We start from the raw sequence: 21,403 nt of genomic DNA on the forward strand, positions 1-21,403 counted from the left end.
TGCGGACCCTTGGCCTTACGGAAGGGGGGTACACGCCCATTACGCTTGCCCTTTGGTCCACCCGTCCATCCAATCGGAACGCGAGATTCATGACCGTCACCGACGATGTACTGCTTGTCCACGGCGGAACCCCGCTGGAGGGCGAGATCCGTGTCCGCGGCGCGAAGAACCTCGTGCCCAAGGCCATGGTCGCCGCGCTGCTCGGCAGCGCTCCGAGCAGGCTGCGCAATGTCCCGGACATCCGCGACGTGCGCGTCGTACGCGGGCTGCTACAGCTGCATGGCGTCACGGTCCGCCCCGGTGAGGAGCCGGGCGAGCTGGTCATGGACCCCTCGCACGTGGAGAGCGCCAACGTCGCGGACATCGACGCGCACGCGGGCTCCTCGCGGATCCCGATCCTCTTCTGCGGGCCGCTCCTGCACCGCCTGGGGCACGCCTTCATCCCCGGCCTCGGCGGCTGCGACATCGGCGGCCGGCCGATCGACTTCCACTTCGAGGTGCTCCGCCAGTTCGGCGCCACCATCGAGAAGCGCGAAGGCGGCCAGTACCTGGAGGCCCCGCAGCGGCTTCGCGGCACGAAGATCCAGCTCCCGTACCCGTCCGTCGGCGCCACCGAGCAGGTCCTGCTGACCGCCGTACTGGCGGAAGGCGTCACGGAGCTCTCGAACGCCGCCGTCGAACCCGAGATCGAAGACCTCATCTGCGTACTGCAGAAGATGGGCGCGATCATCGCGATGGACACCGACCGGACCATAAGGGTCACCGGTGTCGACAGCCTGGGCGGCTACAACCACCACGCCCTCTCGGACCGCCTGGAGGCCGCCTCCTGGGCTTCCGCGGCCCTGGCGACCGAAGGCAACATCTACGTCCGCGGCGCCCAGCAGCGCTCGATGATGACGTTCCTGAACACCTACCGGAAGGTGGGCGGTGCCTTCGAGATCGACGACGAGGGCATCCGCTTCTGGCACCCGGGCGGCTCGCTCAACGCGATCGCCCTGGAGACGGACGTGCACCCCGGCTTCCAGACGGACTGGCAGCAGCCTCTGGTCGTCGCCCTGACGCAGGCCGCGGGTCTGTCGATCGTGCACGAGACGGTGTACGAGTCGCGGCTCGGGTTCACCTCCGCGCTCAACCAGATGGGCGCACACATCCAGCTCTACCGCGAGTGCCTCGGCGGCTCCGACTGCCGCTTCGGGCAGCGGAACTTCCTCCACTCGGCGGTCGTGAGCGGCCCGACGAAGCTCCAGGGCGCCGATCTGGTCATCCCCGACCTGCGCGGCGGCTTCTCGTACCTGATCGCGGCCCTCGCGGCGCAGGGCACGTCCCGCGTCCACGGCATCGACCTGATCAACCGCGGCTACGAGAACTTCATGGACAAGCTCGTGGAGCTCGGCGCCAAGGTGGAACTGCCGGGCAGGGCGACGCTCGGCTGACGCCTCCTCAAGCACGCAGAAGGGGCGGCCACCCAACCGGGTGGCCGCCCCTTCCATGTACTGCCTGAGGCTACTTGCCCTTGGCTGCTTCCTTGAGCTTGGAGCCCGCCGAAACCTTGACGCTGTAGCCGGCCGGGATGTTGATCGGCTCGCCGGTCTGCGGGTTCCGGGCGGTGCGAGCGGCACGGTGGGTGCGCTCGAAGGTCAGGAAGCCGGGGATGGTGACCTTCTCGTCGCCCTTGGCAACGATCTCGCCGACGGTCTCGGCGAACGCCGCCAGCACGGCGTCGGCGTCCTTGCGGGTCACCTCGGCGCGGTCGGCCAGCGCGGCCACCAGCTCACTGCGGTTCATGTTTGTACTCCCGTGTTCTTCTTGCCGTTGAGGCGTGCCACGCGGCGGGGCCGCATGATGGGCACAGCGAAGCCGATGCTGCCAGGGTCCTCGGTCAGGCCCCGGACCCGGGTCCGTCGTCCAGACCCTCGCGCCCAGAAAGGCATCCTGCCCCCACCTGCGGCGGGAAAGCCAATCCGGGCCCCTTGCGGGTCACACGAAAAGCTTCACCGCCCCTGGAAGGTGGCAGTCGGGGGCGCGCTTCCACGCCACCCTAGAGGGCCTTTGAGGGCCCTGCGTTCCGCGACGCGCCGTACTACTGGGCCGTGGCGCCTGTCACAGCCACCCCGGCCGTCACCCCGGCGGCCTTCGCCGCGCTGCGCACCGCATCGGCGACCGCGCCCGCGACCTTGTCGTTGAAGACGCTGGGGATGATGTAGTTCGGGTTGAGCTCGTCCTCGGCGACGACGTCCGCGAGGGCGCCCGCCGCCGCCAGCATCATCTCCGTGTTGACGGTGCGCGACTGGGCGTCGAGCAGGCCGCGGAAGACGCCGGGGAAGACCAGGACGTTGTTGATCTGGTTCGGGAAGTCCGAGCGTCCCGTGGCCACGACCGCCGCCGTCTGGCGGGCGATCGCGGGGTCGACCTCGGGGTCCGGGTTCGCGAGCGCGAACACGATGGCGCCGTCGGCCATGGCCGCGACGTCGTCCGCGTTCAGGACGTTCGGGGCCGATACGCCGATGAAGACGTCGGCGCCGACGACCGCTTCCTTGAGGGTGCCGCGGGCGCCCTCGGGGTTGGTGTTGTCGGCGATCCAGCGCAGCGGCGAGTCCGGCGCGGCGTCCACCAGGTCCTCGCGGTCCGCGTGCACGACACCGTGGATGTCGGCGACGACGGCGTGCTTGACGCCCGCCGCGATGAGCAGCTTGAGGATGGCCGTACCGGCCGCGCCCGCACCGGACATGACGACGCGTACGTCGCCGATTCCCTTGCCCACCACGCGAAGTGCGTTGGTCAGCGCGGCGAGCACGACGATCGCGGTGCCGTGCTGGTCGTCGTGGAAGACGGGGATGTCGAGGGCCTCGCGCAGGCGCGCCTCGATCTCGAAGCAGCGGGGCGCCGAGATGTCCTCGAGGTTGATGCCCGCGAAGCCGGGGGCGATCGCCTTGACGATCTCGACGATCGCGTCCGTGTCCTGGGTGTCGAGGCAGAGCGGCCAGGCGTCGATGCCGGCGAAGCGCTTGAAGAGGGCGGCCTTGCCCTCCATGACGGGCAGCGCGGCCTTCGGGCCGATGTTGCCGAGGCCGAGAACAGCTGAACCGTCCGTTACGACCGCAACGGAGTTGCGCTTGATGGTGAGGCGGCGCGCGTCCTCGGGGTTCTCGGCGATCGCCATGCACACGCGGGCCACGCCCGGGGTGTAGATCATGGAGAGGTCGTCGCGGTTCCGGATGGGGTGCTTCGACTGCATCTCGATCTTGCCGCCGAGGTGCATCAGGAACGTACGGTCGGAGACCTTGCCGACGGTGACGCCCTCGATGGTGCGCAGCTGCGCGACGATCTCGTCGCCGTGCGTCGTGGAGGTCGCCGCGATCGTGACGTCGATCCGGAGTGCCTCATGGCCGGAAGCCGTGACGTCGAGGCCGGTCACCGAGCCTCCGTGGGACTCGACGGCCGTGGTGATCTGGGAGACCGCGGTGCCGCTCGCGGGCACCTCCAACCGGACCGTGTTCGAGTAGGAGACGCTGGGCGCCGTTGCCATGGCCGACTTCCTCTGCTTTCACCGTGTTGCTCTTGCCGTCCGATCGTCGCACCTACCACTGAGTACGTGGTAGCCGCCTCGGATTGCGAACTTTTCGTTCACCGGCTTTTCGGAAACTAGTTTCCACCATACGAGAAGTTGGGGGCACTCGGTAGAGGGAAACGGAAACCGGTGGTTGAAACCGGAAGAGGCCCCCGCCACGTGGTGACGGGGGCCTCTTCCGAACGCTTAGTGACACCGACCCGCCATGCTCGCCTCGCGGCAAGTGGTCGCTCGTAGCGACGATGGTTGGGCCCGGGGGCTTGGATCGGGCCGGTGCCACATCAACGGTAACAAACGATCCCCGTAAGGCAATTCCCGTCCCGACAAGTCTCCGAAGTCATTCGCGGAGCAGGTCCGGCACGTCGTCCCGGAGCAGGTCCGGCACGCCTTCCGCGTCGGGGTCGTCGCGCTCGCCGGACAGGACCGTCAGCTGCTGCGTGGCGCGCGTCAGCGCCACGTACAGGACGCGCAGCCCCGCCGGGGACTCGTCCGCGATCTCGGCCGGGGAGACGACGACTGTCGCGTCGTACTCAAGTCCCTTGGCCTCCAGGCTGCCGAGCGCCACTACACGGTCGCCGAGCCCGGCGAGCCAGCGCGCCGCCTGCTCGCGGCGGTTCATCGCCACGACGACGCCCACGGTGCCGTCCACCTGGTCGAGCAGCCGCGCCGCCTCATCGCGCACGGACGCGCCGAGATCCTTGCCGCGTACGACGGCGAAACGGGGCTTCACCCCGGTGGACCGTACGGCTGACGGCGACTCGGAGCCCGGCATCGCCAGCGCGAGCACCTTGGCGGCGAGGTCGGCGATCTCGGCGGGGTTGCGGTAGTTGACGGTCAGGGTGAAGCGGCGGCGCGGGCGGCTGCCGAGCGCCTCGTCGCGGGCGGCGGCGGCCTCGTCCGGGTCGGACCAGGAGGACTGGGCGGGGTCGCCGACGATCGTCCACGTGGCGTGCCGCCCCCTGCGGCCGACCATGCGCCACTGCATGGGGGTCAGGTCCTGCGCCTCGTCCACGATGACGTGCGCGTACTCGGTGCGCTCCGCGGCGAGCCGCTCGGCGCGCTCGCGCTGGGACTCCTCGCGCTGCGGCATCAGTTCGTCGAGGCCCGTGAGCAGGTCGAGGGGGTCGAGGTCCTTCTTCTTACGGGGCCTCGGCGGCGTACCGAGAATCGACTGGAGCTCGTCCAGGAGCGCCACGTCGTGCACGGACAGGGCGTCGCGCTTGAGGGAGCGGGCGACCTTGCGGACCTCGCCCGGGTTCAGGACGCGGCGCGCCCAGCGGCCCAGGCGCCGCTCGTCGCCCATCGCGGACAGCACGGCGCGCGGCGTCAGTTCGGGCCACCAGGCGTCGAGGAAGCGGATGAAGTCGTCCTCGGAGGTGATGTCCTCGTCGAAGGACGAGCGCAGCTCGGCGGCCAGCTCCGGGTCGTTGTGCCGGCCCGCGGAGCCGGACTGCGACCACAGGGCGTCCAGGAGGAGCTTGCGGGCGCGCGGACGCAGCAGGTTGACGGGGGCGGTGCCGCTGAGCGCGTTGCGGCGGATGCGGCCCAGGGCGTCGGCCTCCAGCTCCAGGCGGCGGCCGAAGGCGACCACGCGGAGGCGGGTGGGGGTCTCGGCGGGGGTCTGAGGGCCGTCATCGGCGTCGTCGTCCTCGCCGAAGGAGAGCTGACCCTCCTGCGAGGCGGCCTTCGTGGCAGCCGTACCGCCCTCCAGAGCCCCCCGTGCCGCCTTCCGCAGGACGTGCAGCATCCGGGACGAGCCCTTGACCCGGGCCACCGCGGGAGAGTCGTAGACCGTCGCTCCCTCGGGCGCGGCTTCGTCGGCCAGCGCGCCCACCGAGCGGATCGCGACCTGCCCCTCCTCGCCGAGCGAGGGCAGCACGCCCTCCGTGTAGGCCACGAGCAGCGGGGTCGGCGAGACGATGAGGATGCCGCCCGCGTACCGCCTGCGGTCCTGGTAGAGGAGGTACGCCGCGCGGTGCAGGGCCACGGCGGTCTTGCCGGTGCCGGGGCCGCCCTCGACGTACGTCACCGAGGCGGCGGGAGCGCGGATCACCATGTCCTGCTCGGCCTGGATCGACGCCACGATGTCCCGCATCGTGTGGCTGCGGGCCTGGCCGAGCGCCGCCATCAGGGCGCCGTCGCCGATGACGGGCAGCTCCTGGCCGTTCAGCGTCGCCTTGAGCTCCGGGCGCATCAGGTCGTCCTCGACGCCGAGGACCTTGCGGCCCTTGGAGCGGATGACCCGGCGGCGCACGACACGGCCCGGGTCGACCGGCGTCGAGCGGTAGAACGGCGCGGCGGCCGGGGCACGCCAGTCGATCACCAGCGGGGAGTAGTCGGCGTCCAGGACGCCGATGCGGCCGATGTGCAGGGTCTCGGCGATCTGGGCGGTGTTGTTCTCGCTGACCGCGTCCTCGGCCGGCTCGACCGACGTGTACGCGCCGTCCGGGCCCTTCTTGCCGTCCTTGCCGAGCAGCAGGTCGATCCGTCCGAAGAGGAAGTCCTCGAACTCGTTGTTCAGGCGGTTGAGATGCACTCCCGCGCGGAACACCTGCGCGTCCCGCTCGGCGAGCGCGCCCGGCGTGCCGACCTGGGAGCGCTTGGCCGCGTCGGTCATGAGGAACTCGGCCTCGTGGATCTTCTCCTCGAGACGCCGGTAGACCTGGTCGAGATGTTCTTGTTCGACGCTGATCTCGCGGTCGCGTACGTCGGCCACCGAGGCCCCTTTCCGGACGTGCAGCTGCCCAATCGAGCAGCCGTCTACCGTACGCGAAAGGGGGCCCCTGTGTGACCTCCGTATGCGCTTCTCCTACGCGTCCACCTCCACGAGGCGGTCACCGTCGAAGGTGGTCACCTCGAAGTGGTCGATGTCGTTCCGGTCCATCGCGGCGCCCCCGTGGACGTACAGGGGGCTGCGCGCCCACTTGTTCGGGCTGTTCTCGATGCCGTAGCCCCACTTCGGGACGGACCAGGTGGTGACCGTCTCCTTCTCGCCGTCCTTGCCGACCGCGACCAGGGAGCACTTGAGCGGGCCCTTCACGTTCTTCAGCTCCAGGACCGTGTGCGTGCCCCAGGCCTTCTTCTCCGTGCCGACCGTGGCGCTGACCTTGGTCGTCGGGTCGGTGGCCTTGATCTTGTCGTCCATGTGGTTGAAGAAGGCGTCCTCGGCGGGGCTCGTGGGGTGCGGCTCGCCCGCCACGTCCTTCGTGCCGCCGCCGTCGTTCACCGCGAGGACCGCGAGCGGCCCGCCCACGATCAGCGCCGCCGCCGCGGCCACCAGGTACATGCCGCGCCTGCGCTTGTGCGCACGCTTCACGGAGACCTCGTCCACGAGCCGGTCCGCGAGGCGCGGGCTCGGCCTGGCGGCGAGCTGTTCGCCGATCGCCGGTACGCCGTGTGCCCCCGGGAAGTCCGCGAGCGCGGCCAGCATCGGCTCCATGCCGGAGAACTCCTCCAGCTGGTGCGCGCAGAACTCGCAGCCCGCCAGATGTGCCTCGAAGGCCGTGGCCTCCGCGTCGTCCAGGATGCCGAGGGCGTAGGCGCCGACGGTCTCGTGCACGTCGCCCTGCGCGCCATGACTGGTGTAGTCGGACTCGTTCATGCCGTCACCCCCCGCTCCTCGAGCGCCAGCTTCATCGAGCGCAGCGCGTAGAAGACCCGCGAGCGCACCGTCCCACTCGGTATACCCAGTGTCTCGGCCGCCTCATTGACCGTACGCCCCTTGAAATAGGTCTCGACAAGTACCTCCCGGTGCGCGGGAGTCAGGTCGTCGAGCGCGTCCGAGAGTGTCATCAGCCACAGCGCCTTATCGATCTCGTCCTCCGCGGGGATGACCTCCAGCGGCGACGGATCGACCTCCTGCGGCCGGGCCTGCCGGCTGCGGTGGCCGTCGATGACGATGCGCCGTGCGACCGTCACCAGCCAGGGGCGTACCGAACCGGTCGCACGATTGAGCTGACCGGCGTTCTTCCAGGCACGGATGAGCGTTTCCTGTACGACATCTTCGGCGCGCTGCCGGTCTCCCGCCACCAGGCGGAGCACATAGGCCAGAAGTGGACCCGCGTGCTCGCGGTAGAGGGCGCGCATCAACTCCTCGTCCGGTCCGTTGCGTTGGGGGACCAGGCGATGTCGGCGAGGACGTTCCTGCGGGCGCTCATCGGCCACGGCGGAATCCTTGCGCACGTCTGCCTCCGGTGTCCGCTCTTCGTCTTGGCTGGCTCACCGGGGATGTACGTAGGCGGGAACGGATGTGTTCAACCGTGCGCCGAAGAAATTTGATCAGGCCCGCGCGAGCGCCGCCCGCCGCCGGTGTCTGGCCACCCGCTCGCGGTTGCCGCACACCTCACTCGAGCACCAGCGGCGGCGGCGCCCGCGTGACGTGTCCAGGTACACGATGGGGCAGTTGTCGCCCTCGCACTGGCGCAGCAGGGCGCGCGCGGCGGGGTCGGTGAGCAGGTCGACGGCGTCCCGGGCGACGGCGGCGAGCAGGGCCGCGCAGCCGGGGTCGCCGTCCAGGGCGCGGGCGAGGCTGCCGTCGGGGCGCCGGACGGCGAGCGGGGCCGGCGGCGCGGCCGCGGCGAGGGCGTTGACCCGGGCCAACGCGGTGTCGGCGGGCCGCCCTTCGAGTTCGGCGAGCACCAACTGCCCGATGTGGCCGCGCAGTTCACGGAAGGCCGCGAGCCATACGGAGCCCGCACCCGGCAGTGCCGTGCGATCCGGGATGAGCCCGGCGCCCGCGAGCCAGGCGCGCAGCCGGTCCACGGTGTCGAGCCGTTCCACGGGATGGTTCGTCGCCACGAGGTCCAGACAGCTCCGCCCGGAGTCGAATCGCAGCTCGTACGTGGCCGGGTCCATGCCCAGTGCCATGCGCCTGTCACCGCCTTGTGGGGTTACCGGTGAGTGCTCCCCCTACAGTGCCTCGCCTTGGGCGGGCGCGGAACCCCTGCCACCGGGCGCGGGTGAGACGCCCGCTTATGGGGGTGCGCTTCGCAGCGATGGTCCGGCGTCCGGCCGCCCGGTTGACTTGGTCCCATGAAAGACAAGAGGCGCGAGACGAACCAACGGGGACAGGGCACCGCCGGGGCCGTCCTCGGGGCCGCCATCGTCACGATGGGCCTGATCTCCGGAACCTTCTACATCTTCTCCTGCGGTGTCATGCCAGGCCTCGGACGCAGCGACGACCGCGTCTTCATCGAGGTCATGCAGAACATGAACGACGCGTTCAACAACCCGGTCTTCTTCGCGAGCTTCATGGGGGCGCTGCTCTTCACGGCGGTCTCCGCGTGGCAGCTGCGCGGCACGAGCTCGTACCGGTGGGTCCTCGCCGCGCTCGTCGCCTATCTCGTGGTCTTCGTGATCACGTCGGCCGTGAACGTGCCGCTGAACGACGAACTCGCGGACGCGGGCGATCCGTCGAAGATCGGCGATCCGGCCGCCGTGCGCGAGGAGTTCGAGGGCCCGTGGCTGGCCTGGAACGCCGTACGGGCCCTGCTCTCCACCGTGGCGATCGGCCTGCTCGCGCGGGCGCTGGTGCTGCGGGGACGGGAGGGGCGGGGCGGCACGGAGCGCGACAGTGCGGACCGCGACAGCGCGCGTCAGTCCGCGTACTTCGACTCGGCGGCCGGATCGAGCGAGAGCCGGTAGCCCCGCTTGACCACCGTCTGGACAAGCTTCGGAACGCCAAGTGCCGTACGCAGCCTGGCCATCGCGGTCTCCACGGCGTGCTCGTCGCGCCCCGTGCCGGGCAGCGCGCGAAGGAGTTCGGCGCGGGACACCACCCACCCCGGGCGCCGCGCGAGGGCCCGCAGCAGCGACATGCCGGCGGGCGGCACGGGCCGCAGCTCGTCGTCGACCAGGACGGCGTGGCCGCGGATCTCGACGCGGTGCCCCGCGACGGGCAACGTACGGGCGCGGGCGGGCAGTTCCTGGCACAGGACCTGTACGAGGGGGCCGAGCCGGAAGCGTTCGGGCTGCACCGTGTCGACACCGCGGGCCTGGAGCGGCAGCGCGGTGACGGGGCCCACGCAGGCGGACAGGACGTCGTGCTGGAGTGCGGCGAAGAGCTCGATGGACATGCCGCGCTCCTCGGCGCGGGCCAGGAAGGACGCGGCGGCGGGTGCGCTGGTGAAGGTCAGCGCGTCGACGGCGCGCGCGACGGTGGCGTCGAGGAGCCGATCGACGGGCGCGAGGTCCTCGGGCGGCATCCACCGGTAGACGGGCACGCCGACCACCTCCGCTCCCCCGGCACGCAGCGACTCGACGAAGCCGGGCAGCGGTTCGCCGTGCAGCTGGAGCGCGACGCGCTTGCCGTCGACGCCTTCATCGAGCAGCCGGTCGAGCACCTCCGCCATGGACTCGGAGGAGGGCGACCACTTCTCGGTGAGCCCGGCGGCACGTATGGCGCCTTTGACCTTGGGTCCGCGAGCGAGCAGCTCGACGCCCCGCAGGCACTTCAGGAGCGCTTCCCCGAACCCCCACCCGTCGGCGGCCTCGACCCAGCCGCGGAACCCGATCGCGGTGGTGGCGATCACCACGTCGGGCGCGTGGTCGATCAACTCCTTGGTGGCGGAGAGGAGTTCGCTGTCGTCGGCGAGTGGAACGATGCGCAGTGCGGGAGCGTGCTGGACGGTGGCGCCACGCCGCTGGAGCAGCGCGCCGAGCTCGTCGGCGCGCCGGGCGGCGGTGACGCCGACGGTGAATCCGGCGAGGGGGCCGTTCTGGTTCTGCTGACCGTTCTGAGGGGTCGCGTGCATGGCAGCTGCTCTCGTCCCGCTAGTACTGCGCAATGGGTGGTCCGGGGTTGGACGAGCCTGCCAACGGCGCGTGACAACCCCGGATCATCACGATGTCGTACGTGTTACACCAGCGTACGACCACCCTTCCGTCAGACTTCCGCGTACGTGAGCTGGGGCTTCGTCTCCGCGTCGGCGCTCTGCCCGGAGTCCGGGGCGGGCGCGGGGCGGCGAAGGTATACGGCCCACGTGACGCAGAAGCACGCCGCGTAGAAGACGAGGAAGGCGACGAAGGCACCGGTTCCCGACCCCACGGTCTGGAAGGACTGCCGGAAGGCGAGGTTGATCCCGAGCCCGCCGAGCGCGCCGACGGCGCCGATGAGCCCCATGGAGGCCCCGGAGAGCCGCCGCCCGTAGGCCGCGGCGGCTTCCCCGACGAGCCCCTTCTGGACGGCCTTGGCCTGGAAGATCCCCGGGATCATCTTGTAGGTCGACCCGTTGCCGAGGCCGCTGAGCACGAAGAGCACGACGAAGGCGGCGACGAAGAGGGCGAGCGATTCCCGCATGGAGGCGATGACGACGACGGCGGTGGCCGCGCCCATCCCGACGAAGTTCCACAGGGTGATGCGGGCCCCGCCGAACCGGTCGGCGAGCCGCCCGCCCACGGGCCGGATCAGCGAGCCGAGGAGCGGCCCGATGAAGGTGACGGAGGCGGCCTGCAGCGGCGTACGCCCGAACTGGGTCTGAAGGACGAGCCCGAACGCGAAGCTGTACCCGATGAAGGATCCGAAGGTCCCCACGTACAGGAACGCCATGATCCAGGTGTGCGCGTCCCGGACGGACTCCTTCGCCGCCCCGGTGTCGTTCTTCACGGTGGCGAGGTTGTCCATGAAGAGGGCGGCGCAGATGGCGGAGACGAGGATGAAGGGGATGTAGATCCCGAGAAGCACGCGCGGCCCGCCTCCGGCCCCGATGACCCCGAGCCCGGCGAGCTGCACGACGGGCACGCCGATGTTGCCGCCACCGGCATTGAGCCCAAGAGCCCACCCCTTCTTCCTCAACGGGAAGAAGGAATTGATGTTGGTCATGGAAGAAGCGAAGTTCCCGCCCCCGACGCCGGTGAGGAGGGCGCACACCATGAAGGTGGTGTAGGAGGTGCCGGGCTCCATGACGACGAAGGCCGCGACGGTCGGGAGAAGGAGCGCGCTGGCCGCGATGATCGTCCAGTTACGCCCGCCGAAGCGGGCGACGGCAAAGGTGTAAGGGACGCGGACTACGGCCCCCACCAGGGTGGCCATCGACACGAGAAAGAACTTCCCGGCGGGATCGATCCCGTACTCCGGCCCCATGAACAGGACCATCACGGACCACAGGGTCCAGATGGAGAACCCGATGTGCTCCGAGAGGATCGAGAACACCAGATTCCGCCGGGCGACGCGCTCGCCTCCCTCCTCCTTCCAGAACTTCTCGTCCTCCGGGTCCCACCGCTGGATCCACATGACAGGCCTCATCTCCACGGCTTGCGGCTGATGCCCCGAAGGTAGGGAGGCCGGGTTTCAGCCTTGTGGCACGCGGTGACCGGCGGGGAACTTCGCTCTCACGTGGCGGTGGGGTGGGCGGTGAGGGGGCGCTGCGGGGAGGCGTCGGCGCAGGTCAGGCCTTGTTTCAGGAGTTGTTCACCCACTGCCTGGAACGAGGCGGGCCGCACGCGTACCTTCGAAGTAGGCCGAAGGGCGGTGGACCCAGTGATCGAGCATCGGATATTGGGGCCGGAGGACGGTGAGCTCCATCAGCCGGAGCGGGCATGCGGGGACCGGTTCCTGATCGACAGCCGGGGGCAGGGCGGCCGCTTCGCGCTCGTCGAGCATCGTCTGCCGCCGAGGGTTCTCGCGGCACCGGTGCACAAGCACACGCGCGAGGACGAGTTCAGCTTCATCCTCGAAGGCTCGGTCGGTGCGAGGTTCGGTGACGAGGAGGTGGTGGCCGGACCCGGCGACCTCGTCTTCAAGCCGCGCGACGAGTGGCACACGTTCTGGAACGCGGGTGACGCCCCGGCTCGGTTGCTGGAGATCATCTCTCCGGGTGGCCTGGAGGAACTGTTCCGTTGGATCGACCACCAGGACGAGGAGTTGAGCCCGGAGGCCGTACAGCGGGAGGCGGGTCTCTACGGCTGCTCGATGGACATGGAAGCGACGATGGCCCTCATCACGAAGCACGGCCTCATCTTCTAGAGCTTCCCAGCCCTCCGGCCGCCGCACCCACGCACCCCACAGGCACCTGCACCTCGAACCACAACAACTTCCCCCCACTCCCCGCTCCCGGCGCACCGCCGCTAAAGGGATCAAGCCCGTACGCCCACCCACCACATACTCGCCTGGCAGAAGTTCACCCTCACACCCTCACGACAACCCCGGACCGACTCCAAGCCCTGATACGCGCCCGCAAAGCCACTGCCCTCTGACCGGTTGCAAGAAAATCCCAGCGACACACCACTACATACCGCGCACCCCCGAGACTTTCCTGCAACAGACACGCCCCCGTGGAGGCAGCCACCTACCCGGTGACCGTCCGCACCCCCGCGCTCGACAGCGACTCGGCGATCTCCTTGGTGTCGGCCGTACGGATCTCGATCGACTCGCCGGAGCGAAGAAGCAGGTCGAGGGTCGGGTCCAGCCAGGACACCGTGGCAGCGAGATGGGCCACGCCCACAAGGTCCGCGAAGGGGAGATCCAGCGCTGTTCCATCCGCACCACGGAGGTGCAAAATGCCCGCGCCGAGCGCCACGACACCGTCGCGTGGTGGGCCGCAGTCCCAGGAGACAGGCCCGTCAGCGGGACGCTGCCCAGCGGCTTCGCCGAGCCCGTAGCGGATGGGATGCACGACGGTTCCAGCGCCGAAAGAGCCGGCCAAAGCAGTGGCGGCCCCTGCGAGTCGAGTCCGTTCCCGGCGCCGCTTGAGCACCGCCATCGGAAGGCCGATCACCACCAGGGCCAAGGCGAGGAGAGCGATCAGCAGCAGGCCTAGTACGTTCCTCGGGCGTGCGATCGCGAAAATCACCGCGACGATGGCAACGGGTACACACAGAGCGACGTAGAGCAGGGCGGGACGGATACCAGGCGACTTGAACTGGGCCTCTACCGCTCCGGACATCCGCTCCCGGAGTTGATGTCGCCTGCGCTCGCGGCCCCGGATCACCATCTCCCGCGCGGCCCAGCCATAGCGGGTGGCGTACTTCCTCACCGTTGCCCAGGAAAAGGCTGCTGCGACCATCAGCCCAGGCAGCATCACAAGGGCGTTTGCATCAGACGCATTCGCCAGCACCACGACCGTCAAGATGAACGCCAGAGTGAGGACCAGTGCCGCGTTGAAGAAGCGGGAGTGCGGGGAGCCCTGCGAGCCGTAGCCCGAGGGGAACTCGGAGTCGTGGCCCCGATCCACAGCGGCCCATTGGCTCAACAGCTGACTTCGCCGCAGCCCTCTAGCACGCAGGGAACGCAGGACCAGCAGCGCGGGGAGCGCGAGGACCACCAGAAGCAAGCACCCGGCAACCGTGACCGCCACCCCAGCGGCGTCGCCGTCTTCACTCGTGGTCGATTCAGCCGCCAGGACCGGAATCAGTATGGCTACCAGAGTCACCACCCCGGAGCACAGCAAGAAGGCAAGGCCACGGCCACGTGAGAGATCCTCGCGTACCAGTCCGTTGAGGGTCTCTGACTGCGCCCGCAGAAGGGCGGCACGGTCCGGCCAGGAATCGGCCGACCGGGGCCCCTCGGGAAGCGGTGCCGCGCGAAACTGGTTCACGGCATGCACCGCTTTGCCGCCGTCGTGGTCAAAACGGTTGTCGTCTGCCTATCGACCTTGCCGGTCTTACGGTTCTTGGGATACGTCTTGCTGGTGTCCTTGCAGTACGTCACCGCGGCGGCGCCGTCCTTGAGGAACGTGACCTCGCGGTCGTAATACCGAGTGGTTCCGACGAAGCTCTTGCTCTTCTTGAGGTAACCCTGAACGTGGTTCGCTGCTGACAGCAGCGCGTCACCGGACGAATAGAACTTAAGCGCCGGGTGGTTCGGCGCATCGACAGTGACCGCCCCAGTCACCGAACTGAGCCGTCGCGCGTTGTCCGCCAGCACCGCATCCTTCTTCGCGTCACCGGTCTCACTGTCATCAAAGATGTCCTTCACGTCCTTCGGCAGCTTGATCTCCGGCCGCTCGACCCCGTCGTCGGATGCTGTCGGAGACGGCGACTCTCTCTTCTCACCGGACTTTCAGCTCAGCCCAGATGCGTATCCCCCAGCGACACCAGCAACCTCCGCAACGCCCCATCCAACGCCCGACGGTCCTCCTCCGACAGCGACGCCAGCATTCGCTCCTCGTTCGCCACGTGGTCGACCACCGCACGGTCGACCAGCTTCAGGCCCGCCTCCGTCAGGCGGACCTTGATGGCCCTGCGGTCGGACGGGTCCGGGTGGCGTTCGATCAAGCCCTTGCGTTCCAGCTTGTCGAGGCGGTTGGTGATCGCGCCTGAGGTCACCATCGCCGTCTTGATGAGGCCGCCCGCCGTCAGTTCGTGTGGGGCGCCCACCCTCCGCAGCGTCGCCAGGACGTCGAACTCCGGGAACTCCAGGCCGTGTTCGGCGAAGATCGGCTTCATTCCCTTGCTCAGCAGGTGGTCCGCCCGTTTGATGCGGCCCACCAGGGCCATCGCGTCCAGGCCCGCCGCGTCCATGTCCGGACGCTCCCGGTGCCACTGGCCGCGCAGCTCGTCGATGGCGTCGGCCACCACCTCAGGGTCAGCCGGGTCAACAGGGTCAGCCATTCCCGCACTCCTCTCAGGACCCCCGGGCAATATCTCTCAACGTTCAGATACTTGACGTTCGCAGACCCAGGGTTCATATTTATCTCAACGTTGAGAATAACAGCGTTCAGGGAACGAGGGGGAGGGCATCATGTCCATCAGCAGTCCGCAGGCAGGCACAGCAGGCACAGCAAGCGCCGCGCGCATCACACCCCGCCCCACCGACCAACACCGCCCCGGTCCAGCACCGCGAAACCGCGCTCTCGTCGCCGCAGGCCTCGCCGCCATCGGTCCCGCCACCTGGGGCACCACCTACGTCACCACCACCGAACTCCTGCCCCCGGACCGCCCCTTGCTCGCCGCGGCCCTGCGTGCGCTGCCCGCCGGGCTCATCCTGCTCGCCCTCACCCGGCGGCTGCCCAGCGGTGACTGGTGGTGGAAGGCGGGGATTCTCGGGCTGCTCAACTTCGGGGCCTTCTTCCCTCTCCTCTTCTTCGGCGCCTACCACCTTCCCGGCGGCGTCGCCTCGACCGTCAGCGCCGTCATGCCGCTGCTCGTCGCCGGCTTCGGGGTGGGGGTTCTGAAGGTGCGGCCCACACGGCGGACCTTGGTCGCCGGGCTCGTCGGTGTTGTCGGCGTCGGGCTGCTCGTCCTGCGCGGCAGCGCGTCCGTCGACCCCGTCGGGATCGCCGCCATGCTGGTCGCCACCACGCTGATGGCCCTCGCCGTCGTACTCAGCAAGCGTTGGGGGCGGCCCGAAGGTGTCTCACTGCTTTCCCTGACAGGGTGGCAACTCACCGCTGGTGGGCTGGTGTTGGCTCCCATCGCGCTCGCCTTCGAAGGGCTGCCGGGTCACCTCACCGGCGCCAACCTCGCCGGATACGCCTACCTCGGGATCATCGGCACCGCCGTCGCCTACGCCCTCTGGTTCCGCGGCATCGAGCGGCTCCCCGCCTCGTCCGTGTCGTTCCTCGGGCTGACCAACCCCGTCGTCGCCACCCTCGCCGGGCTGCTCCTGCTCGGGCAGACACTCACCCTCTGGCAGGTGGGCGGGCTCGTGCTCGTCGTGGCGAGCGTCGTGGTCGGGCAGCAGGGCCGCCGCAAGGCCCGTCACTCGTAACCCCCCTGACCCCATGGCCCCGTGGCCCCGTGGCCTCGTAATCCCGTGGTCCCGACCGCGGTACCCGCCCAACCCAAGGAGCAGACCCATGCGCATCACCGTCCTCGGCGCAGCCGGCAACGTCGGCAGCCGCGTCGTCACCGAAGCCCTCGCCCGCGGCCACGAAGTCACCGCCGTCGTCCGCGACCCCGCCCGGTTCGGGGAACTCCACCCCGCCGCCATCCACCGCACCGGCGACGCCGGAGTCCCCGAGCACGTCGCCGAGTTGAGCGCCGGGCAGGACCTCGTGGTGAACGCCACCAGACCCGCCCCCGGCCGCGAGGCCGAACACGCCGCCATCAGCAGGGCGTTGCTCGCAGGGCTGAGCAAGACCGGCGTACGGCTGATGATCGTCGGTGGAGCCGGAAGCCTCACCGTGCCCGGCAGCGGCAGCGGCAGCGTCCTCGCCATCGACGATCCCGCCTTCGTCCCCACCGCCTGGCGGCACATCGCCCTCGCCTCCAACGCCCAGTACGACGCCGTCCGCACCGCCGACACCGACGTCGACTGGACGTACCTGAGCCCGTCCGCCCTGCTCGAACCGGGCGTCCGCACCGGCACCTACCGGCTCGGCGCCGACGAGCTGATCGTCGACGCCGAGGGGAAGTCATCCATCTCCATGGAGGACCTGGCGGTGGCGCTCCTGGACGAGGCCGAACGCCCCAAGCACCACCGCACCCGCTTCACCGCGGGCTACTGACCGACCGTTTCGCCATCTGCATGGGCCCGAACGAGTCCCAGCCGAGAAGCCTCAGCCCCGGTGCGCCCCGCCCCTCGCCGCAGCCCGTGCCCGTGCCCGCCTGGCCTTTTCAGGCTTCGACCCGTTCGGCCACAGCCTCGGACTCCGCTTCGCGGCGATGTCCTCCAGCCAGCCCACGGCCATCACCATCAGACCGATCAGCGGCCAGACCAGGACCGTCATCCACAGCATGTACGTCGAGTCCAGCGCCGAGCTCCAACGCTCGTCCTCCATGAACGGCAGGTCGTACGCCATGTCGATGATCGGCACCGTGGCCATGATCAGCAGGTTGTGCCAGAGGTAGATCGTCACCGCTCGGTTGTTGGAGAGGGTGACGAGCTTGTCCCAGCGCTTCAGGCGGCCCGGCAGTTCCTGCCAGGAAGGTGAGTACTGGAAGAGGATGACCACGAAGCCGAAGGACCACGCCGCCTGGGCGAGGGGGATGTCGTTCAGGTCCCAGCCGTCCGGGCCCAGATGACCCGACGCCCACCACAGGCCGAAGGCCATGATCAGGGCCGAGACCGACACCGCCACGTAGCGCGGTACGCGGGCCAGTACGCCCTCCTGGTGGGCCATGCCGAGGACCCAGCAGCTGCCGTACACCGCGAAGTCCGAGACCGCGTTGCCCGTCTCGCCGGGGATCTTGACGACCTCCGTGGCGAGCACCCCGGTCAGGGCGAGGGGCGCGAAGAGCGTCGCCCACGGGACCCGGCGGAACGCCCACAGCAGCAACGGCGAGGCGATCACGAACCACAGGTACGCGCGGATGTACCAGAGCGGGCCCGCCGCCTGGGCCGGCCAGGTGTCCTCCAGGAGGCCCGCCTTGTCCCCGATGTGCCAGGGGAAGGGCGGGGCGCCTATCGGGAACACGTAGTTGAGCATCGACACCAGGCCCCAGGTGTCGCCGTGGTCCGGGTCCTTGGTGACGTTCCAGCCGCCGTAGAACAGGAGGAAGAGTGCCACCGCGCTGAACGCCCACATGGGCGGCAGCAGTCGGCGTATTCGGCCCCTGATCACGCCCCACGCGGGGCGCTTCAGCGAGCGCGCCATCAGCGCGCCCGCCAGCGCGAACATCACGCCCATGGACGGGAACAGGATCGTCAGCCAGGCCCAGCCGAACAGGTGGTAGATGACGACGCGGACCAGGGCGAGGGAGCGCAGTACGTCGAAGTAGCGGTCGCGGCCCGGCTTCTTGGGGGCAACAGCAGGAGCCGCCGGGGCCGCCGGAGGCGCCGGGGCCGCAGAAGCCCAGGGGTCGGCGGAGTGCGCCGGCACCTGGGGCATCGGCTGCGTGGGGTAGGTCATGCGACGGGCCTCCGGTCAGGGCTGCCCGTCCGCTGCTGCGGGATCGAGGGCGGAGTTCCAAGGACGCCCGTGCGCCGGAGCTTCTGCCAGCGAAGGCGCCCTCCGGTCAGGGCGGTGATCCAGGACTGCAGCAGCACGACGTACATCAGCTGCCGGTAGAGGATCTGCTGGAGGGGCAGCGAGATCAGATGGGTCATGCGCTCGCGGTCGAGCCGGAAGGCGTACGCCGCGCACACCGCCTGGACGGCGAGCACGCCGAGCCACGCGATGATCGTCTTCTGGGTGGGGCCGAAGACCAGTCCGTACAGCAAGAACACGTCGATCAACGGCGCGAGCAGCGGTGCCAGGACCATGAACAGCGACACCAGCGGCATGCCGACCCGGCCGAAGCGGCCCGAAGGGCCCGACTCGATCACCGAGCGGCGGTGCTTCCAGATCGCCTGCATCGTGCCGTACGACCAGCGGTAGCGCTGCGACCACAGCTGCTGCACCGTCTCCGGTGCCTCGGTCCACGCGCGCGCCTTCTCGGCGTACACGACCCGCCAGCCGTCGCGGTGCATCGCCATCGTGATGTCGGTGTCCTCGGCGAGCGTGTCGTCGCTCATGCCGCCGACCCGTTCGAGCGCCGAACGCCGGAAGGCTCCCACGGCGCCGGGGATGGTCGGCATGCAGCCGAGCATGTCGTACATCCGGCGGTCGAGGTTGAAGCCCATCACGTACTCGATGTGCTGCCAGGCACCGATCAGGGAGTCCCTGTTGCCGACCTTCGCGTTGCCCGCGACGGCGCCCACGCGCGGGTCGCCGAAGGGCTGCACGAGCTCGCGCACGGTGGACTGTTCGAAGACGGTGTCGCCGTCCATCATGACGATGAGGTCGTAACGGGCGTTGGCTATGCCCCTGTTGAGGGCGGCCGGTTTGCCCGCGTTCTGCTGGCGTACGACGCGTACGTTCGGCAGGCGAAGCCCCTCGACGATCAGTGCGGTGCCGTCCGACGAACCGTCGTCGATGACGATGATCTCGATGGGGTGGTCGCTCGTCATGAGCGAACGGACCGTGGCCTCGATGCACTTGGCTTCGTTGTAGGCGGGAACGAGGACCGATACCGGTTCGGTGATGTCGGGGCCCCAGCGGAAGCCCTTCTTGCGCACCTTGCGCGCGTGCACCGCGGAGAGCAGCAGCATCAGGCCGAAGCGGGCCATGACCAGGAAGCCGATCACCGCGAGGGCGACGACGAGTACGCCGGTGATCTTCTCCGAAGCGCCGACCAGGAAGACCCAGGCCTTGCCCTTCCACAGGTCGAGGCCGGTGACCGGCGCGTGCGCGCTGGGGGCGTCCAGGGCCTCGGTGAGGTTGGTGAACCGGTAGCCCTTGTCCTGCAGATCGGGCAGGAACGTGTCGAGCGCGGCCACCGTCTGGGAGCGGTCGCCTCCGGAGTCGTGCATCAGGACGATGGCGCCCTTGCCGCCCTTGGGGGTGGCGCGGCGGATGATCTCGTCGACGCCGGGGCGCTTCCAGTCCTCGCTGTCGGTGTTGTTGACGACGGTGAGATAGCCGCGGCTGCCTATGTACTTCGTCACCGGCCAGGACTTGTTGTCCATGGCGTCGGAGAACGAGGAGTACGGCGGGCGGAAGAGGGAGGTGCGGACGCCCGCGGCGCCCGCGAGGGCGAGCTGGTTCTGCGAGAGCTCCCAGTCGATGCGGCTCTTGGACTGGTACGAGAGGTCGGGGTGGTTGAACGTGTGCAGGCCGACCTCGTGGCCCTCGTCCACCATGCGCTCGACCAGGTCGGGGTAGCGCGATGCCATGGTGCCGGTGACGAAGAAGACGCCGTGCGCCTCGTGCTTCTTCAGTACGTCGAGGACCTTGGGGGTCCACTCCGGGTCAGGGCCGTCGTCGAAGGTCAGCACGAGGCGGTGGTGGGGGACGCTCAGCGTGTCCTCGTGGCCGCCGCGGGTGTCGATGACCGGGCCGCCGTCTTCGAGGACCTTCTTCGGGACCTTGTCGGTGGCCGCGGGCGGCTGCACGCGGTGGTCGGCGAGGATCTCGCTGTGGGTGTAGCCGCGCAGCATGAGCATCGCCATCAGGGCGACCAGGAGCAGCAGGGGCAGGAGATAGCGCAGGGGGATTCTGCGCCGCTTGGCGCCGCGGGCGGGCTGCGCGCGGCGTCGGCCGCCGCCACCGCCACCGCCGCCGCGGGTCTGGGGGCGAGTGTTCCGGGGCTGGGCGTGGCTGTTCCGCGGCTGGGCGTGGCTGTTCCGGGAGCCGGCTGACCGGCCCCTGTTGGTGCGGGAGTTCATTGCTGTGCGCCCTCCGAGGGCTGCTTGCCGGCGCCTCGCGGGGACAGATGACCGATCGCCTGGGCGCTCTGCGGGGACTGGGGGGCGGCGACGGGTTGCACTGCGGAGACTTCGCCGCCTCCGCCCGCGCCGCCCGCGTCGCCGGGGGTCTCGGTCGAGGGGTCCGGGTCCGGCGTGGTGGGGTCGTCGGTCGGCTCCGGGTCCGGGTCCGGCTTCGTGGGGTCGTCGGTCGGGTCGGGGTTCCCGCCGTCGTCCGTGGGGTCGGGGTCGGGCCTGCCGTCGCCCGTGGGGTCGGGGTCGGGCGAATCGCCGGGCTCGATCTTGCCGTCGTCCGTCTTCGAGGGGTCGGGCTTGCCGTCGTCGCCGGTCGCGGGAGCGGTGCTGCCGCTCTCCGACGCTCCGGGCGACGGGGTCGCGCCGGGTGAGGCCGTGGGGTCGAGGGAGTCGGCCGGGCGGTTCGGTGTGTCCACCTTGCTCGCCGGCTTCTCGTCCTTGGGGTCGATCGGCAGCCAGGGCGCGTTCGAGTTGCCCGAGAGCAGGGTGCTCACGATGATCACCGCGTAGACGGCGCAGGCTATGCCGACGATCACGCCTATCCGGCGGTACCTCCGGCTGCGGCGGCCCGTCTCATCGACGAAAACCGGCCCGTCAGGCGCGTCTTGGTCACTCTCGGCGGACAGATCCGCCAGCTGTCGCCCCACCCCGTCGATCTGAACGGTGACCTCGTTCGGATCATGGGTGTGTTCCGGTAGGGCATCTTCTCGCCAATTATCCATGCGTACGCACAACCCCCCACATAACCTGACTCG

19 protein-coding genes are annotated in these 21,403 nt (G+C 69.6%); 5 read left to right on the forward strand and 14 right to left on the reverse strand.

The features are described 5' to 3' along the window. Positions 1-89 precede the first annotated feature (89 nt). On the forward strand, positions 90-1,433 hold the full coding sequence (gene murA / locus ACWGI2_RS14925) for a UDP-N-acetylglucosamine 1-carboxyvinyltransferase (RefSeq protein WP_367042395.1): 1,344 nt from the start codon (positions 90-92) through the stop codon (positions 1,431-1,433). A 70-nt stretch (positions 1,434-1,503) separates the two neighbouring features. Here murA and ACWGI2_RS14930 read toward each other — a convergent pair whose 3' ends face one another. The 6 genes from ACWGI2_RS14930 to ACWGI2_RS14955 all read right to left on the reverse strand — a co-directional run bounded on the left by ACWGI2_RS14930 (position 1,504) and on the right by ACWGI2_RS14955 (position 8,434). Next, positions 1,504-1,785 carry an HU family DNA-binding protein gene (locus tag ACWGI2_RS14930; RefSeq protein WP_016645140.1) on the reverse strand — a complete coding sequence of 94 codons (282 nt, stop codon included), beginning with the start codon at positions 1,783-1,785 and terminating at the stop codon, positions 1,504-1,506. A 295-nt stretch (positions 1,786-2,080) separates the two neighbouring features. Continuing rightward, complete coding sequence (locus ACWGI2_RS14935; protein WP_453695613.1) at positions 2,081-3,526, reverse strand: malic enzyme-like NAD(P)-binding protein; 1,446 nt, start codon at positions 3,524-3,526, stop codon at positions 2,081-2,083. Between the two features lie 379 nt (positions 3,527-3,905). Continuing rightward, the gene (locus ACWGI2_RS14940; RefSeq protein WP_453695614.1) at positions 3,906-6,284 is read right to left on the reverse strand and encodes a HelD family protein; all 2,379 of its coding nucleotides are present in this window, start codon (positions 6,282-6,284) and stop codon (positions 3,906-3,908) included. Positions 6,285-6,377: 93 nt separating this feature from the next. After that, on the reverse strand, positions 6,378-7,169 hold the full coding sequence (locus tag ACWGI2_RS14945; protein ID WP_453695616.1) for an anti-sigma factor family protein: 792 nt from the start codon (positions 7,167-7,169) through the stop codon (positions 6,378-6,380). Continuing rightward, a complete protein-coding gene (locus ACWGI2_RS14950; protein WP_160505321.1) occupies positions 7,166-7,750 on the reverse strand; it encodes a sigma-70 family RNA polymerase sigma factor in 585 nt (194 codons plus the stop codon). Before ACWGI2_RS14950 ends, ACWGI2_RS14945 begins: the two co-directional genes overlap by 4 nt. A 96-nt stretch (positions 7,751-7,846) precedes the next feature. Further along, the gene (locus ACWGI2_RS14955; RefSeq protein WP_453695617.1) at positions 7,847-8,434 is read right to left on the reverse strand and encodes a CGNR zinc finger domain-containing protein; all 588 of its coding nucleotides are present in this window, start codon (positions 8,432-8,434) and stop codon (positions 7,847-7,849) included. A gap of 165 nt (positions 8,435-8,599) precedes the next feature. Between ACWGI2_RS14955 and ACWGI2_RS14960 the strand changes: the two genes are divergently transcribed. Continuing rightward, positions 8,600-9,211: an anthrone oxygenase family protein gene (locus ACWGI2_RS14960; protein WP_453695618.1), complete on the forward strand. Its 612-nt coding sequence runs from the start codon at positions 8,600-8,602 to the stop codon at positions 9,209-9,211. On the opposite strand, the gene ACWGI2_RS14965 is transcribed toward ACWGI2_RS14960, so the two are convergent. Together ACWGI2_RS14965 and ACWGI2_RS14970 are read right to left on the reverse strand one after the other, a co-directional pair. Continuing rightward, a complete protein-coding gene (locus tag ACWGI2_RS14965; RefSeq protein ID WP_453395803.1) occupies positions 9,163-10,320 on the reverse strand; it encodes a uroporphyrinogen-III synthase in 1,158 nt (385 codons plus the stop codon). The genes ACWGI2_RS14960 and ACWGI2_RS14965 overlap by 49 nt on opposite strands. Before the next feature lie 131 nt (positions 10,321-10,451). Next, positions 10,452-11,798 carry a nitrate/nitrite transporter gene (locus ACWGI2_RS14970; RefSeq protein WP_453395804.1) on the reverse strand — a complete coding sequence of 449 codons (1,347 nt, stop codon included), beginning with the start codon at positions 11,796-11,798 and terminating at the stop codon, positions 10,452-10,454. Between the two features lie 237 nt (positions 11,799-12,035). Here ACWGI2_RS14970 and ACWGI2_RS14975 point away from each other — a divergent pair, with 237 nt between their 5' ends. Then, positions 12,036-12,530: a cupin domain-containing protein gene (locus ACWGI2_RS14975; RefSeq protein ID WP_453695619.1), complete on the forward strand. Its 495-nt coding sequence runs from the start codon at positions 12,036-12,038 to the stop codon at positions 12,528-12,530. Positions 12,531-12,852: 322 nt separating this feature from the next. Here the strand turns inward: ACWGI2_RS14975 and ACWGI2_RS14980 are convergent, their stop codons facing one another. From ACWGI2_RS14980 to ACWGI2_RS14990, 3 genes are all read right to left on the reverse strand, one after another. Continuing rightward, positions 12,853-14,100 carry a hypothetical protein gene (locus ACWGI2_RS14980; protein WP_453695621.1) on the reverse strand — a complete coding sequence of 416 codons (1,248 nt, stop codon included), beginning with the start codon at positions 14,098-14,100 and terminating at the stop codon, positions 12,853-12,855. Beyond that, positions 14,097-14,480, reverse strand: coding sequence for a hypothetical protein (locus tag ACWGI2_RS14985; RefSeq protein ID WP_453695622.1), 384 nt, complete (start codon positions 14,478-14,480; stop codon positions 14,097-14,099). Before ACWGI2_RS14985 ends, ACWGI2_RS14980 begins: the two co-directional genes overlap by 4 nt. An 89-nt stretch (positions 14,481-14,569) precedes the next feature. After that, entirely contained in the window at positions 14,570-15,115 is a 546-nt protein-coding gene (locus tag ACWGI2_RS14990; RefSeq protein WP_453695624.1) for a MarR family winged helix-turn-helix transcriptional regulator, read from the reverse strand. A 130-nt stretch (positions 15,116-15,245) separates the two neighbouring features. On the opposite strand from ACWGI2_RS14990, the gene ACWGI2_RS14995 reads away from it, so the two are divergent. Next, positions 15,246-16,214: an EamA family transporter gene (locus tag ACWGI2_RS14995; RefSeq protein WP_453695625.1), complete on the forward strand. Its 969-nt coding sequence runs from the start codon at positions 15,246-15,248 to the stop codon at positions 16,212-16,214. An 88-nt stretch (positions 16,215-16,302) separates the two neighbouring features. Further along, the gene (locus ACWGI2_RS15000) at positions 16,303-16,953 is read left to right on the forward strand and encodes an NAD(P)-dependent oxidoreductase (protein ID WP_453695627.1); all 651 of its coding nucleotides are present in this window, start codon (positions 16,303-16,305) and stop codon (positions 16,951-16,953) included. 51 nt (positions 16,954-17,004) lie between these two features. Here the strand turns inward: ACWGI2_RS15000 and ACWGI2_RS15005 are convergent, their stop codons facing one another. From ACWGI2_RS15005 to ACWGI2_RS15015, 3 genes are read right to left on the reverse strand one after another with little or no spacing between them, the layout of a single operon-like run. After that, positions 17,005-18,297, reverse strand: coding sequence for an acyltransferase family protein (locus ACWGI2_RS15005; protein WP_453695629.1), 1,293 nt, complete (start codon positions 18,295-18,297; stop codon positions 17,005-17,007). Then, positions 18,294-20,594: a glycosyltransferase gene (locus tag ACWGI2_RS15010; protein ID WP_453695630.1), complete on the reverse strand. Its 2,301-nt coding sequence runs from the start codon at positions 20,592-20,594 to the stop codon at positions 18,294-18,296. The genes ACWGI2_RS15005 and ACWGI2_RS15010 overlap by 4 nt, the downstream gene beginning before the upstream one ends. Continuing rightward, a complete protein-coding gene (locus ACWGI2_RS15015) occupies positions 20,591-21,184 on the reverse strand; it encodes a hypothetical protein (protein ID WP_453395813.1) in 594 nt (197 codons plus the stop codon). The genes ACWGI2_RS15010 and ACWGI2_RS15015 overlap by 4 nt, the downstream gene beginning before the upstream one ends. Positions 21,185-21,403 lie beyond the last annotated feature (219 nt).

The organism is Streptomyces sp. NPDC054866 (assembly GCF_053610745.1).